This window comes from Anaerobacillus sp. 63XJN7_4_ISO-PGPR-S23-413 (assembly GCF_056173725.1).
Genome location: NZ_CM149688.1, coordinates 2,150,344 through 2,165,599 on the forward strand (window position 1 = coordinate 2,150,344; position 15,256 = coordinate 2,165,599).

13 protein-coding genes are annotated in these 15,256 nt (G+C 39.0%); 11 read left to right on the forward strand and 2 right to left on the reverse strand.

The annotated features are described in order from the left end of the window. Positions 1–2: 2 nt before the first annotated feature. Positions 3–590, reverse strand: a complete 588-nt coding sequence (locus AC0VYO_RS11505; RefSeq protein WP_430246583.1) for a DUF6944 family repetitive protein — start codon at positions 588–590, stop codon at positions 3–5. A gap of 281 nt (positions 591–871) precedes the next feature. On the opposite strand from AC0VYO_RS11505, the gene AC0VYO_RS11510 reads away from it, so the two are divergent. The 9 genes from AC0VYO_RS11510 (at position 872) to AC0VYO_RS11550 (ending at position 10,912) form a co-directional block, all read left to right on the forward strand. Next, positions 872–2,224: a diaminobutyrate--2-oxoglutarate transaminase gene (locus AC0VYO_RS11510; protein WP_475367553.1), complete on the forward strand. Its 1,353-nt coding sequence runs from the start codon at positions 872–874 to the stop codon at positions 2,222–2,224. Next, the gene (locus AC0VYO_RS11515) at positions 2,221–3,744 is read left to right on the forward strand and encodes a pyridoxal phosphate-dependent decarboxylase family protein (protein ID WP_475367554.1); all 1,524 of its coding nucleotides are present in this window, start codon (positions 2,221–2,223) and stop codon (positions 3,742–3,744) included. The genes AC0VYO_RS11510 and AC0VYO_RS11515 overlap by 4 nt, the downstream gene beginning before the upstream one ends. Further along, positions 3,741–5,519: an IucA/IucC family protein gene (locus tag AC0VYO_RS11520; RefSeq protein ID WP_475367555.1), complete on the forward strand. Its 1,779-nt coding sequence runs from the start codon at positions 3,741–3,743 to the stop codon at positions 5,517–5,519. Before AC0VYO_RS11515 ends, AC0VYO_RS11520 begins: the two co-directional genes overlap by 4 nt. After that, on the forward strand, positions 5,503–6,069 hold the full coding sequence (locus tag AC0VYO_RS11525) for a GNAT family N-acetyltransferase (RefSeq protein ID WP_475367556.1): 567 nt from the start codon (positions 5,503–5,505) through the stop codon (positions 6,067–6,069). The genes AC0VYO_RS11520 and AC0VYO_RS11525 overlap by 17 nt, the downstream gene beginning before the upstream one ends. Continuing rightward, positions 6,062–7,387, forward strand: a complete 1,326-nt coding sequence (locus tag AC0VYO_RS11530; protein ID WP_475367557.1) for a lysine N(6)-hydroxylase/L-ornithine N(5)-oxygenase family protein — start codon at positions 6,062–6,064, stop codon at positions 7,385–7,387. The genes AC0VYO_RS11525 and AC0VYO_RS11530 overlap by 8 nt, the downstream gene beginning before the upstream one ends. Positions 7,388–7,405: 18 nt before the next feature. Beyond that, complete coding sequence (locus AC0VYO_RS11535) at positions 7,406–9,208, forward strand: IucA/IucC family protein (RefSeq protein ID WP_475367558.1); 1,803 nt, start codon at positions 7,406–7,408, stop codon at positions 9,206–9,208. A gap of 234 nt (positions 9,209–9,442) precedes the next feature. After that, entirely contained in the window at positions 9,443–10,426 is a 984-nt protein-coding gene (locus AC0VYO_RS11540) for an aldo/keto reductase (RefSeq protein ID WP_475367559.1), read from the forward strand. Between the two features lie 21 nt (positions 10,427–10,447). Further along, positions 10,448–10,642: a hypothetical protein gene (locus AC0VYO_RS11545; RefSeq protein ID WP_475367560.1), complete on the forward strand. Its 195-nt coding sequence runs from the start codon at positions 10,448–10,450 to the stop codon at positions 10,640–10,642. Between the two features lie 12 nt (positions 10,643–10,654). Then, complete coding sequence (locus tag AC0VYO_RS11550; protein WP_475367561.1) at positions 10,655–10,912, forward strand: OsmC family protein; 258 nt, start codon at positions 10,655–10,657, stop codon at positions 10,910–10,912. Positions 10,913–11,005: 93 nt separating this feature from the next. On the opposite strand, the gene AC0VYO_RS11555 is transcribed toward AC0VYO_RS11550, so the two are convergent. Then, a complete protein-coding gene (locus AC0VYO_RS11555; RefSeq protein ID WP_475365233.1) occupies positions 11,006–11,890 on the reverse strand; it encodes a LysR family transcriptional regulator in 885 nt (294 codons plus the stop codon). Positions 11,891–12,169: 279 nt separating this feature from the next. Here AC0VYO_RS11555 and AC0VYO_RS11560 point away from each other — a divergent pair, with 279 nt between their 5' ends. Together AC0VYO_RS11560 and AC0VYO_RS11565 are read left to right on the forward strand one after the other, a co-directional pair. Beyond that, complete coding sequence (locus AC0VYO_RS11560) at positions 12,170–14,347, forward strand: malate synthase G (RefSeq protein ID WP_475365234.1); 2,178 nt, start codon at positions 12,170–12,172, stop codon at positions 14,345–14,347. 112 nt (positions 14,348–14,459) lie between these two features. Beyond that, positions 14,460–15,182 (forward strand): FadR/GntR family transcriptional regulator, encoded by a 723-nt coding sequence (locus AC0VYO_RS11565; RefSeq protein WP_475365235.1) that lies wholly within the window; start codon positions 14,460–14,462, stop codon positions 15,180–15,182. Positions 15,183–15,256: the final 74 nt, after the last annotated feature.

Consider the following 15,256-nt stretch of genomic DNA (forward strand, 5'->3'; position numbering starts at 1 on the left):
GCTCAATGTTCATAATACTCTTTTGTGAAACCAATGGCTGCAATGGCTGCCCCTGCAGTTTGACCATAACTTCCAATGGCAAGAATCTGTTGTCCCATCTTCTTATTTCCATTCTTCACATACAGAAGCCCAATAGCTTCAATAGCAATGGCAAACGATTGAATCGTTTGCCCGGTTGTGATGAGCTCTGCATAGAAGGCTTCACTTATACTCGAGCTTTTTGCTTCGAAAGCAGCTCCAGCTGATTGAATAATATCTCCCATAATGTCAATATTCAGCGCTTCTTCATCAGTCCCCGTTACAATTCCTGATCCACCAAGAACATTTGCAATATTACCAGCAGACTGTAACCATGCTCCGAGCGTTCCAAACGTTTCATTCTCATTAGAAGTCAAGCTGCTTCTTCCGATAGCTTGAAGAGAGTTCCCCGTTGCTTCGACGCCATTCCCAATTACATAAAGGTCTCCTCCGATATCCTCCATAAGTGAGTCAGCTTCATTTGCTGCAACAATTGTATTCCCAATAGAGGCAATAGCTGCACCTATCGTCTGGATCCACGCTCCCGAAAGAATGAGGAATTCTCCGTACACCTCCAATACTAAACACGCTCCTTTTCATACTTTTATCCTATTCGTTTGATTTGCATTGTGACCAAAGTCGATCGTCTAATTTAGACCACCAAAGAAGGTGGGACTCCCACAATCCGCTTTCCATTATTAGGGATTAAAACCAATCGATCTACCTAGAAAACCGACTTTATTTTTAAGTGAGAATGGTTCTCAAGTATCATTGACTATGATAATCATTCTCACTTATCATGAATAGTGTAAGATAATGAAAATCATTATCAATTAGTAAAGGAGTTCTCAACATGATGATTCAAGAATTAAATACAAATCAAACACTACTCGACCAACAAATGAAAAGAGAGTCCAATGCAAGATCTTATCCAAGAAGAATACCAATTGCCATTAATGAGGCAGAAGGGATTTTTGTTACTGACATGGAAGGAAAGCGATATTATGATTGCTTAGCTGGTGCTGGTACTTTAGCTCTTGGTCATAACCATCCCGTTACTATAGAAGCCATGCAGAAAGTCCTTCATGATAAAAGGCCTTTACATACGTTAGATATTACAACACCAATAAAAGAAGAGTTCGTGAATGAAATATTTTCAAATTTACCCGGAGATTTCGCAGAGCGTGCCAAAATACAATTTTGTGGACCAACAGGAGGCGATGCGATAGAAGCCGCCTTAAAATTAGTGAAAACTGCGACAGGGAGAAGTAGTATCCTTACGTTTCAAGGAGGATACCACGGTTCAACACATGGAACAATGGCGATTAGTGGTAATCTCGGTCCCAAAAAAAACGTCCAAGGTTTAATGCCAGATACTCATTTCATGCCATACCCGTATTCGTATCGTTGTCCATTTGGTATGAAGGAAAGCAAAGGACACAAAATTTCTAGTACTTATATTGAAAATCTATTAGATGATCCGGAGAGCGGCATTTTACCCCCGGCCGCTATGATTCTAGAAGTTGTTCAAGGCGAAGGTGGTTCCGTACCTGCACCAATCGAATGGCTACAGGAAATGAGAAGAATAACAAGCGAGCGAGGTATTCCTCTTATTATTGATGAAATCCAAACGGGAATAGGACGAACAGGAAAAATGTTCGCATTCGAACATGCAGGGATCGTACCAGATGTCATTGTCCTTTCTAAAGCAATTGGCGGCAGTCTCCCACTTTCGGTTGTTATTTACGATCGTGAACTCGATAAGTGGGAGCCTGGTGCTCACATTGGTACATTCAGAGGAAATCAAATGGCAATGGCAGCCGGAACAGCCTTATTGAAATTTATTAAAGAACAGAGACTTGATATTCATGCAGCAACGATGGGAGAAAAAATGCTTTCTGCCTTACAAAAGCTCCAGGTGAATTTCCGTGAAATTGGAGACGTAAGGGGAAGAGGGCTAATGATCGGTGTTGAAATAGTAGATCCTACACAGCCCCAGTCTTCATCAGGAAGCTATCCTTCTCAACCTGCGTTAGCTAGCAGGATTCAGAAAGAATGCTTTGACAGAGGATTGATTTTAGAAGTTGGAGGTCGTAACGGAAGTGTAGTAAGGTTCCTCCCGCCACTGATAATAACGAATGAACAAGTTTTAGAAGTACTCAGCATTTTTGAGGAAGCAGTTAACGCTGCTGTTAAAAGTTTATGATAAATGCAGTTGAAAAGAATCCTCCTGATATTTCAAAAGAGAAAATGTATGATTCCCTTTTCCTTCACAACAGTGAGAAAGGGCAAGAAGCTTTCCGGGCACAAATGCACGAAATGACGAACATAATTTGCGAGACTTTTCGTAAAGAAAATGAGCCGTTCACCAGAAAGGAGCCACAAACGATTGAAAAGGAAGTTGAAGAACTTTTCGATTTTCATAGCTCAAATCAAGATTTTACTGCATTACTAAACGAGCTTAAGGCTCCTCTATTCAAAAATAACCTGCAAATTTCTCATGAAAAAAGCCTAGCTCATTTGCAATGCCCACCGCTTATACCTGCCATAGCTGCTGAACTCGCAATAAGTGTGTTCAATCAATCACTTGATTCATGGGATCAAAGTCCTTCTGCTACGTACCTTGAAGAGGGAATGATTAAGTGGCTCGCAGGTCAATTTGGTTATTCATCAAATGCTGACGGCACATTTACAAGTGGAGGGACACAATCGAACTACACTGGTCTTCTTCTAGCTAGAGATGCATGTTGTTTAAGCTTATGGGGGCAAAATGTTCAGAAAGATGGATTACCAGAAGAGTTTCATAAATTAAGGATTATTTGCTCAGAGGAGGCTCATTTTACTGTACAGAAATCAGCTGTACAGCTTGGATTGGGAGAAAAAGCAGTAATAAAAGTTAAAACAGACAAACATCACAGAATGTCGGTATCGCATTTACAGTACCAATTAGCTGAATTAAAAGCTCAACACCTTGTTCCTTTTGCACTCGTTGGGACTTGTGGCACCACTGATTTCGGAAGCATAGATCCGATAGATGAATTAGCCGCAATCGCTCATGAGGAAGATTTATGGTTCCATGTGGATGCAGCTTTTGGAGGTGCACTTATTCTTTCCGAATCTCATAAGTCAAAGTTAAATGGGATTTGTTATGCCGATTCGCTCACAGTCGATTTTCATAAGCTTTTTTATCAGCCCATTTCATGTGCGGCTTTCCTAGTGAAGAACAAAGAATCGTTCCGGTTTTTAAATCACCATGCTGATTATTTAAATCCACTAGAAGATGTTGAAGCGGGGATTCCTAACCTGGTGAACAAATCGATTTTAACTTCCAGAAGATTTGACGCCTTTAAGCTCTTTCTTTCATTAAAAACGATAGGTACAAACCTGTTCGGAGAAATGATTGATTATACTTTTATCCTTGCTCAAGCAACTGCGGAATACCTTTCATGTCAGGATGATATAAAAGTTGAAAACCTTTCTCCAGAACTCAACACTGTTATCTTTCGTTATGAACCTCAAGATTTCAGTACTGATCGATGCAAATTAAATCGTAAAATACAGCAAGAATTGTTGTATGAGGGCAGAGCGGCCATAGCCAAGACTTCTGTTAATGGCCAAACCTTTTTGAAGTTCACCATACTAAACCCTAGAACCAAAATGAAGCACATCCAAGAGATCGTGGATGACATTCGTACACTCGGAAGGAAGTGGAGGGAACACACGTGATCAGCGCTAAAAAGATCGCAGAACAGGCGACTATGCAAAGCTTTCTGAATTGTTATTTACGTGAAACAGGAAACTACTCAGAAATACCAAAACCTGAAGATTTATCTACAACCTTATCTCAGAAATTCATTTCCTGCCTACTAGAAAATCAGGGCATAGAGATGATCTTCCCCGTTTCTTATTGGTCCTTAACAGAGCGGCATATTTTTCAGTTCCCATTATATTACCGGTCATTAAATGGTACTTTTCATACTCTTGACTATGTGACATTAACAACACTGATTGTAAAGGAACTACTAATTGACCAAAACCGAACGGATGCAGAAGATGAATTGGTTCTGCGAGTGATGTTGAGCTGTCAAAGCATGACAACTTACATTGGAAAGCGATTCGAAGACAGAGGAAAATTAAAGGATGAAGATTTTGATTACATTGAAGCAGAACAGTCTTTACTTTTTGGTCACTTAATGCACCCGACGCCGAAAAGCAAACAAGGTTTAACACACGAGGAGGATGAATTGTTTTCTCCAGAACTGAAAGGTGAATTTCAGCTTCACTATTTTAGTGTTCACCCTTCATTGATCAATGAAGATTCCAGTTTGCAGCTACAAGCAAGCGAGCTTATTAAAGAAGAGTTAAAAAGTGGAGAAGTAGATCCAGAATGGCTCCATCAATTTAAGGAGCGTGTTCTAGTGCCAATGCACCCTCTTCAAGTAAACTCTCTTCTAAAAAAAGAAGAAGTGCTTGAACACATTCAAAAAGGATCGCTTGATTATCTAGGACCAGTAGGGCGCATGTATACAGCAACATCTTCCTTTAGAACTGTGTACAGCTCTTTATCTAGATTCATGTTTAAATTTTCAGTTCCGGTAAAAATCACAAATTCACTACGACTAAATCAACAGAAAGAGCTAGATCGTGGCGTAGAGGTTTCTAGACTCTTACAAACACAATTAGGTGAAAAATTAGCAAATAATTATCCTGACTTTAAAATTATCCAGGATCCAGCTTATCTCAATATCAACATACCTAATCTTGAATCTGAATTCGCCGTGATGATTAGAGAGAATCCTTTCTACGAAAAGAGCGAAAATACAAGCCTCGTAGCAGCACTATGTCAGGATCATGCTTATGGTGGCAAGTCACGTATTTATTCCATCATTACTGCTATTGCTAGAAGAGAGGGACGTGCCATAGAAGAAGTCAGTGTAGAATGGTTTGATCGTTATCTGGACATATCACTTGATCCGATGCTATGGCTTCATCAACATTATGGCATTGCACTTGAAGCACACCAGCAGAATGCTGTTGTTAAGCTTAAGGAAGGGTATCCATCTACATTCTATTATCGAGACAATCAAGGATATTATTTCAGTGAGTCCAAGTCTGAAGAACTAGCAATGCTCATGCCTAATTTGAATAAGAAGAGCGATACAATCTGTTCCGATGACGTAGCAAATGAACGTTTTCGCTATTATTTCTTTTTTAACAACTTATTCGGATTAATCAACGCATTTGGTGTAAACGGATTAATTGAAGAAAAACACCTTGTGACCATACTGAGAGAACGCCTCTCTCAGTATTTAGCCATACAGCTATCACCTCTCATTAAAAGTTTACTTGAGGATCCTGTTCTTCCTTGTAAAGCGAATCTCTTAACTCGCCTCTATGATATGGATGAGCTTATTGGATCAATGGCTACACAATCAGTGTATACGATGGTCCGAAATCCGATCGCTCAGGAGGTTACAGTTAGACATGGCAATGGACTTTAATGTATTCGATCAAGAATTACAGAAAACGATCTCTTTTACTAAGGTGAGCTTCGAACGCGATATCGAAATGATTCACTCTTGGATGAACAAAGAGCATGTGCATCCATTCTGGCAATTAAATATACCGATTAACTCATTTCGAAATCATTTACAAAAGGCACTAAAAGAGAAACATCAGACGCTGTACCTAGGTTTTATCAATGAAGTGCCCATTAGCTACTGGGAAGCTTATTGGGTAAAGGAAGATATAATAGAAGGATTTTATGAAAACAAACCTTACGATCAAGGCATTCACCTTTTGATTGGTAATACTGACTACCTTGGTCGGGGGTTTTCCCTTCCCCTTCTACGTGCAATGGTTTCTTTGCAATTAAGAGAAACAAGAACAGAAAGAATCATTGCAGAACCAGATATACAAAACAAAAAAATGATTCATGTGTTTGAAAAATGTGGTTTCACTCCACAAAAACCGATTATTCTACCGGATAAAACAGGCTTATTAATGATTTGTGAGCGGAAGCAGTTTGAAAGGAAGTGGGGAAATGCCTGAATACGTCTACGATGCAATTGGTATCGGTATTGGACCATTTAATTTAGGTCTAGCTGCTTTAACAGATGAAATGGACGATTTGGATATTCTTCTATTTGACCGTAAAAAAGAATTTGATTGGCATCCAGGTATGCTCATCGAAGGAACCACATTGCAGGTGCCATTTTTCGCGGATCTTGTAAGCATGGCTGACGTTAAAAACAAATATAGTTTTCTTAACTACCTGCAGGTTCATGGTCGTATGTATCACTTTTATTTTTTAGAAAAGTTTCATATTCCGAGAAAGGAATACAATCACTACTGTAAATGGGTGAGTGATCAGCTAAATTCATGCCGATTTGGATATGAAGTCACTGAAGTTTCATCATATGAAGCATCCGAGGAAGAATTTATTTATGCTGTTCACGTCCAGGATGTGAAAACGCTAGAAACCGACACGTTCTTGGCCAGGCATCTGGTCATGGGAATAGGCTCAGTACCTGCAGTACCAGAACATTTTAAACCTGCGCTTGGAGAAACCGTCTTTCATTCATCAGAGTTCATGGAGAAGAAACCAAAGGCTTTACAAGGAAAATCCATTTCAGTCATTGGATCAGGCCAAAGTGCAGCTGAGATTTTTTTAGATCTAGCAAAAGAACAGGAGCATCATGACTACCATCTTAGCTGGTACACAAGATCAAACGGTTTTTTCCCAATGGAGTACTCCAAACTAGGACTTGAATATTTTTCACCAGATTACACCGAATTCTTTTACGATCTTCCGCAAGAAAAAAAAGACAAAGTGATTGAAAAACAAGACTTACTTTACAAAGGGATTAGTGCAGAAACGATTTCAGAAATCTATGACGTATTATATGAACGATCTATTGGTAATCAACGCTCCCCCTTACACTTACAGGCTATGAGTGAGGTAAATCAACTAGAGATGAAAGGGGAGGTGTGTTTTGGCAAGGGACGCCACACGATTACAAATGAACCATTTGATTTCGAATCTGAAATCATAGTGCTTGGTACTGGATATAAACAGACCGTTCCAAGTTTCTTACCCGAATCTTTTTTACTTAGGGACGAGAATGGCCGCCCGACGATTACGAAAGATTACCGCTTAATGACGAAAGATTCCAATCAGAACAATATATTCATTCAAAACGGAGAGCTACACACTCACGGAGTTGGTGCGCCCGACCTTGGTCTCGGAGCACACCGTAATGCTGTCATCATCAATCAAATCTCCAATAGAGAAAAATACCCAGTGCAGTCACATAACGTCTTTCAATCTTTTGGAATCGCCAAACAACCTGCTCTTACAACAAACTAGAAGGAAAGTGGTGAACGTATGTATTCTCAAAACGAACTAGATACTGTTCTTACTAAACAAAACTGGACACTTGTTAATACAAAACTCTTAGCAAAAATGATTTCAGAATTTATGTACGAAGATATGATCTCACCTCAACTCGTTCAAGAGAAAGATAGCTATACCATCTATGAACTTCGAGTTTCAGACAAGAAATCATACTCATTCCATGCGATTCCCCGCCAATTTGATAGCTATGATGTTGACTGCAAATCCATTCGCATACTAGATAATGGGAATGAGGTAGAAGGGAGTGCCGTTGGCTTCCTCCTTGATATCAAACCCTTAATAGGCATGTCATCGGAAACAACAGCTCATTTAATAAAGGAAATTAGTCAAACTCTCATTGCAGATGCTCATCTGTTAAATAAGCGAGTTTCATCAGACAAATTGATTACTGAAGACTACGCTAATCTTGAAGGCTACATGACTGGACATCCCTGGATCACGTATAACAAAGGGAGAATTGGGTTCGGGTATGATGATTATTTAGCATATGCTCCTGAACACCAAAACGAAGTAACACTTTCATGGATTGGCGTTAGTCGACACATTAGCTCATTTCAATCTATTGAGAAATTTACCTTCGAAAAACTAGTAAACTATGAATTAAGTGATCAGGATCGTTCTACATTCCACAATATATTAGAAAAAAAGATTGATGATCCTAATCAATACTTCATGATGCCTGTCCATGAGTGGCAGTGGAAAAACATTTTGGTTCAGAATTTTGCAGAGGAGATTGCAAACCAAACGATCATACCGCTTGGTCAATCCAGTGATCGTTATCTCCCACAACAGTCCATTCGGACATTTGTTAACAAATCCAATCCAAACAAGCATCATGTAAAATTACCGATGAGCATACTAAATACACTTGTATATAGAGGATTACCCGCAGAACGTACTCTTATTGCTCCGAAAATAACTGAATTCATTAAAGGCATCTATGATAAAGACTCCTTTTTAAAAGATGAATGTAGAGTGATTTTACCAGGTGAAATTGCGAGTATTAATGTGAATCATTCCTATTATAATCAATTGGAGAATGCCCCATATCAGTACAAAGAAATGCTTGGCGTTATTTTTAGAGAAAGTATCTATACTTATCTCGAGGACGGTGAACAGGCGATTACTTTAGCAGCACTTCTATACGAAGACCATGATGGGAAGCCCTATGTAAAGAGCTTGATTGAGAAATCTGGAATGTCTACAGAAGAATGGATGACGCAATTTTTTGATGTCACTATGAAGCCATTGCTCCATTATTTGTACCAATATGGAACAGTCTTTTCTCCTCACGGCCAAAACACTATTCTTGTTCTAAAAGATTCCAAACCATCACGCCTTGCAATTAAAGATTTCGTAGATGATGTCAATATTAGTGATCAACCATTCGAGGAGCTTAATTATCTTACAGAGGAATTAAAAGATGTGCTTCGGAGTGAACCACCTGAGGGACTGATCCAATTTATATTTACAGGCTTATTCATCTGTCACCTCCGTTATTTATCGAACATTTTAGTAAACGGTGAGTTAATGGAAGAACAGAATTTCTGGGAAAAACTAGCGGAATCAATTCTTTCGTATCAATCAAGGTTCCCACAACTAGAGAAGCGTTTTGAGCTATTTGATTTCTTTAAACCTACATTCACTAAGCTTTGCCTTAATCGAAATCGCATGGTTGATGAGGGCTATTCAGTAGGAGAAGATCGACCCCATGCATCTGAATTTGGGGAAGTTAGAAATGCACTAAGTCACTATAAAAAAATCACAAAATAACAGAGAGACGGGGCCCGCCCCCGTCTTTTTTTGGAAGTGAGAAGAGTGACATACGTATGGTGTAGAGATGATTTGAAAGGTTGAACAATTTCGTTCCAATCATTGAATGATCAAGCTATAGAGCAACTTCATTTAGAGAACGTTACATTCAAAAACAAATATGAAAGCGGTTTAAACAACGATTTAAAGGGAAATTACCATGTAATGTCAACTCGAGTTAATGGAGGCGAAAGAATGAAATATCGACAGTTAGGTCATACAGACTTGCAAGTAAGTGAAGTTAGTTTCGGAACGTGGGCAATTGGCGGAGCATGGGGGAAAACAAATGACAAAGAAGCGCTCGATTCTCTACAACATGCTATACATGCTGGCGTGAATTTTTTTGATACAGCAGATGTATATGGAGATGGACATAGTGAAGAACTCCTTGCTAAAGCAACAAAAGGGATGGAAGATAAAATTCACATCGCAACGAAATTTTGTCGTGCAGGAGACATATACGATTCTGTCAACTATTCAGAACAAAGTGTTCGTGCTTATTGTGAAGCGAGCTTAAGGCGCTTGGAACGAGATCAAATTGATCTTTTTCAAATTCATTGTCCACCAATCGACATCCTTAAGGAAGGTCAGGTGTTTGAGGTATTGGACAAATTGAAAGCCGAAGGTAAAATACGCTATTATGGTGTAAGTGTTGAAACAGTTGAGGAAGGACTATTATGTCTCAAGTATCCTGGCGTAAGTACTCTGCAGGTTATTTTTAATATATTTAGGCAAAAGCCTTTAGAGGAACTTTTTCCAAAAGCTTATGAACAAGGCGTTGGCATTCTTACGCGGGTGCCGCTGGCCAGTGGTTTATTAACTGGGAAATTCAAGAAAAACACTTCCTTTGAAGATGATGATCACCGAAACTTTAATCGGAATGGAGAAGCCTTTAATGTAGGTGAAACGTTTGCGGGACTTGAATTTGAAAAAGGTGTAGAGCTAAGCGATGAAATCAATTGGATTGCTCGCGACCGAGAGAGTATGACGACTGCTGCGCTAAAATGGATTCTTGAACATAAAGAAGTCTCTTGTGTTATCCCTGGTTTTAAAAACATTCAACAAGTAGAACAAAACCTCAAAGCTACAGAGGTTCCTAACTTTTCCAGGGAAGAAATGCAGAAGCTTGCTAGCTTCTATCAACAAGAAGTGCATGAAATGATTAGAGGGGCTTATTAATAACCGAAAGGAGTTCAAACGATGGACAAACCAATCGAAATATCAAACATTCGTATTGAGCAAGATAAAGATAAAAGCCGTCGCGCATATATTGCGGATTTCAAAGAACCGATTCACTACGGCATGCATGGTGGGGTGAAAGATTTTTATCAAGAGTCACCTGAGGTGGAACAACCGTCAACCCTTGATCACATCGTTGCTGCTGCAGGCGGCTGACTAACAGGGACATTGTCCGGTGCGCTGGAGGCGCGCCAAATACCTAGTTTTCCAAACAAACTATCTGGTCAATTCAAAGGATTGATCGAAGCGCCTGAGGGTGTCCTCAAAATCACTAAAATAAAATGTCATTATAAATTAATCATACCAGAAGGGAAAAGAGAAGCTGCAGAAAGGGCACTTCATGTATTTGAGCGTGGTTGTCCTGTTGCACAAACGCTCAAGGGCTGTGTTGCTTTCGAGCATGATTGGGAGATTATAGAAGAATAAGAAAAGAGCTGATGAAGAAGTCCTTCATCAGCTCTTTTCAATTTGTAGAATCATAGAAGCATTTCCTAAATTAAAACACCTGCTCTGAAGGATTCAACTCACTTCAATTGAATCTGCGAGGTTAATAAACTCTTTGACCGCATAAGGCAAGTATTTATTCTTTTTCCAAATCAGCCCAAGTTCGAGGCGAAGATTTGAGTGACGAAGCCTAATTGACGTAATGGAATCGTTTGGAATTGAAAGAGCGATTTTACTAGGTAGAAGGGCAAGGCCAAGCTTTGCTTCTACCATCTCGATCATAAAATCTTTCTGCGAACTGTGGCAAACGACATTCGGATGAAACCCCTGTTTCGAGCATTCTTCTACAATTCGATCATGTAACGAAAAATCATCACGAAATAAAATAAATGGCTCTGATGCAAGATCCGTTATATCGATTTCAGTCGATTCCGTTAAATGATGTTCATTGTGAACAACTACCATCAATGGATCAGAAATAACTTGAACCGTTTCCAAAGAACTGTTTTTTAATGGGGTATTGCAAATTAGGCCAATATCGAGTGAGCCATCCTCAATCCCTTGCTTTATCGATTTTGATCCTACTTCCGTTAATAGAATTTCAACAAAAGGATATTTCGCCTTAAACTGACTAATTAACTTTGAAAAAAACGCAGCCCCGATAATAGGAGGAATACCTATTTTAATTTCACCCTTTTTAAGCTCTGTGAGGTCGGTTAATTCTGTTGTTAGATTACGAAAAGCACTTAGTACGTGATGCGCATTAATAAGGACAGCGTGACCCGCATCGGTTAATTCCAATTGCTTTGAACGATAGAAGAGCGGCACTCCAAGTTCTGCTTCCATATTTTTAATGGCTTTACTAATAGAAGGTTGGGACACGTGAAGACTAGTAGCAGCTTTTGTGAAACTTAATTGTCTAGCGACTTCAGAAAAATATTCCAAGTGACGAATTTCCATCAAAATACCTCCACACAGAGATTTTTTCAAAGGCTATGTTAGTGAACGCTGTTTTATTGGCTTATTTCTGATCGATCAAAACGATGCTATTTGAAAGAGCCAAAGTAGAGAATCATATATATAGCCAATGCGAATTTCGAAAATTCTGAATTATAACCTGAAAGCATACCTAATATGCGATATATGTATTATATAAATAGCTTACTTTATTATAAGATAAGATATAACGAATGAACAGCACCATATAAGGTTCTGTCAAGCTTATGAGGGGGACAGGTAATGGAAAATTATAAGTCAATTGGTACTTTGCATGTTGCAACGGAACTCTATGAATTTATTAATGAAGATGTTATTCCTGGAACTGGCACTTCTTCTAGACAGTTTTGGAGTGGCCTTGGTGACATGATCACTGAACTGTCACCTATCAATAAACAGCTTCTACAAGTTCGAGAAGACCTACAACAAAAAATCAATGCTTATCACCTGAACAAACGAGCTAGTGACCTAGAAAGCTATAAAACGTTTCTTAAGGATATCGAATATCTTGAAGAAGAAATAAAGGATGTTAAAATTAGCACTCAATCAGTAGATGAGGAAATTGCCATTCAAGCTGGTCCTCAGCTAGTTGTCCCAGTCAATAACGCTCGGTATGCGATTAATGCAGCGAATGCAAGGTGGGGGAGTCTCTATGATGCATTGTATGGAACTGACGTTATTTCAGAAGACAAAGGAGCATCTAAAAGTACGGAATATAACCCAATCCGTGGTGAAAAAGTGATAACTTATGCAAAGCATTTCCTAGATTCGGTCGTGCCATTAAAGGAAAGAAGTTACTCAGACATTAAACGATTTACTATACAGCAAGGGATGCTTAAGGTACACTTTACTGACAACGATGAAAGCGCTTTAATTAATAGAGAACAATTTGTAGGATATCTAGGTAGTGAAGAAAACCCTGAAGTCATTTTATTGAAAAACAATCAAATCCACCTTGAAATTCAAATTGATCGTTCTCATCCAATAGGTAAAACAGATGAAGCAGGAATTAAAGATGTGTTTGTTGAATCTGCTATTACAACGATAATGGACTTTGAAGACTCTGTTGCAGCTGTTGATGCAGAAGACAAAGTCCTCGTCTATCGGAATTTTCTTGGCTTAATGAAAGGTGATTTACAATCATCTTTTTCTAAAGGTTCTAAGAAGATCGTTCGATCGTTGAATCCTGATCGCGAGTATACATCACCTGATGGAAAGATACTTTCTCTTCCTGGTCGATCCTTGATGTTTGCTCGAAATGTTGGACATTTAATGACAACGGACGCGGTTCTTGATCAATCAGGAAATGAAGTACCTGAAGGAATTATCGATGCCGTGATTACAGGATTAATCGCAAAGCACGATCTGAATAGAAATGGTCGATACCAAAACTCTTCCAAAGGATCCATCTATATTGTAAAGCCTAAAATGCACGGATCAAAGGAAGTTGCATTTGCTAATGAACTATTCAATCGAACAGAAGATTTACTTGAATTAGAGCGTTATACAATCAAAATTGGCGTGATGGATGAAGAACGACGTACTACCCTTAACCTCAAAAACTGTATAAACGAAGTAAAGGAACGCGTCGTATTTATTAACACCGGCTTCCTTGATCGAACGGGTGATGAGATCCATACGTCGATGGAAGCTGGAGCTGTTATACCGAAAGGCCAAATGAAAAACGCGACCTGGCTTCAAAGTTATGAAAAAGCAAATGTGGCTCATGGTTTAAACACAGGTTTCAGAGGAGTCGCACAGATTGGAAAAGGCATGTGGGCTATGCCAGATCTTATGGGTGAAATGATTGCACAAAAAGGTGCACAGCTTCAAGCTGGTGCGAGTACAGCTTGGGTACCCTCTCCAACAGCTGCAACCCTTCACGCCTTACATTACCATCAAACAAATGTAAGGGAAATTCAATATGAACTAGAGAAAAGGACAGCAAATTATTTAAATGATCTTTTAGAAATTCCAGTTAATAGAGAGAAGAAGTGGAGCGACAAAGAAATTGAGAAAGAACTCGATAATAATGCTCAAGGTATCCTAGGATACGTGGTTCGATGGATCGAATATGGTGTAGGCTGTTCTAAAGTGCCAGATATCCATAATATTGAACTTATGGAAGACCGAGCAACGCTTCGAATTTCTAGTCAGCATATGGCCAACTGGCTTCATCACGGAATTTGTTCCAAGGAACAGGTTCTAGAAACAATGAAACGAATGGCAAAAGTAGTTGATAAGCAGAACGCAGGTGACCCGACTTATCATGCAATGGCTGATAACTTTGAAAAGTCGATTGCGTTTCAGGCTGCATGTGACCTTGTCTTTAAAGGCTTTAATCAACCTTCTGGTTATACTGAACCAATACTTCATAGTCGACGAAAAGAAGCGAAAGCAAAAGTTTATTCAAATAAGTAATTTATGTTGCAAAAGTAGCCCACAGGCTGCTTTTGCTTTGACTTACATAATAATACAGATATGCTTTCAACCCACCTCGTCTACTGTGCTATTACGTATAGGGGGTTTTACAATGAAACTTAGACGCATTTCTTCAGAAGAATTATCCCAAAAAGTTGAGAAACAACTATTAGGTTTATTGAAAGAAAGGAAATATGATAAAGGAGATAAAATCCCCTCCGTTTTGGAACTCTCGCAGTTTTTTGGTGTTTCACGGTCCACTATATTAGCTGCATTAAAAACGCTGAGTGGAAGAGGTGTTATTGATTTATTGGCAGAAGAAGGAGCTATTGTTACAGGCTATACACCGAAACGGTATTTCCAATATATGCCGATGCCTCAACATGAGAATTTGGAATCATTATTCCAAACACTTGTAATGTTAGAAACAACGTTGGTCAAACTGGCAGCGGTTAATCGAACAGAGCAAGACCTCCTAACAATGAGTCATACGCTCGAACTTCTAGAACGAAGTGAGCGTTATAGGGATAAGAGCATTCAAGACTCTCAATTTCACTTGGACGTTGCAAAAGCTTCGGGCAACCCTATTTTACTAGAGTTGTTCCAATCACTATCTGCAAAGATAAGCAAGTCAATGGATCATTACCATTGCTTAATCGCAACAGACCTGGAACGCATTCAAGACACAAATCAACAACATGAGTTAATTATGGAAATGATACTTTGTGAAGATCCAAGTGGGGCTTCAGAAGCAATGATGCTTCATTTAACTTATGCTAGAAAGCTAATGAGAAAAGGTTTCTCGATTCGTTCAGAGTTCATTGAAACTGACTGACGAACCTGTATATGAAAACAATTACTAAAGAGAGTAAAGTCGAAGCTCGACTTTACTCTCTTACTTGATTAATA

Coding starts and splice junctions, on each gene's coding strand:
- AC0VYO_RS11510 (WP_475367553.1), top strand. CDS start 872: ATGATGATTCAAGAATTAAATACAAATCAAACACTACTCGACCAACAA.
- AC0VYO_RS11540 (WP_475367559.1), top strand. CDS start 9,443: ATGAAATATCGACAGTTAGGTCATACAGACTTGCAAGTAAGTGAAGTT.
- AC0VYO_RS11555 (WP_475365233.1), bottom strand. CDS start 11,890: ATGGAAATTCGTCACTTGGAATATTTTTCTGAAGTCGCTAGACAATTA.
- AC0VYO_RS11530 (WP_475367557.1), top strand. CDS start 6,062: ATGCCTGAATACGTCTACGATGCAATTGGTATCGGTATTGGACCATTT.
- AC0VYO_RS11565 (WP_475365235.1), top strand. CDS start 14,460: ATGAAACTTAGACGCATTTCTTCAGAAGAATTATCCCAAAAAGTTGAG.
- AC0VYO_RS11525 (WP_475367556.1), top strand. CDS start 5,503: ATGGCAATGGACTTTAATGTATTCGATCAAGAATTACAGAAAACGATC.
- AC0VYO_RS11560 (WP_475365234.1), top strand. CDS start 12,170: ATGGAAAATTATAAGTCAATTGGTACTTTGCATGTTGCAACGGAACTC.
- AC0VYO_RS11515 (WP_475367554.1), top strand. CDS start 2,221: ATGATAAATGCAGTTGAAAAGAATCCTCCTGATATTTCAAAAGAGAAA.
- AC0VYO_RS11535 (WP_475367558.1), top strand. CDS start 7,406: ATGTATTCTCAAAACGAACTAGATACTGTTCTTACTAAACAAAACTGG.
- AC0VYO_RS11545 (WP_475367560.1), top strand. CDS start 10,448: ATGGACAAACCAATCGAAATATCAAACATTCGTATTGAGCAAGATAAA.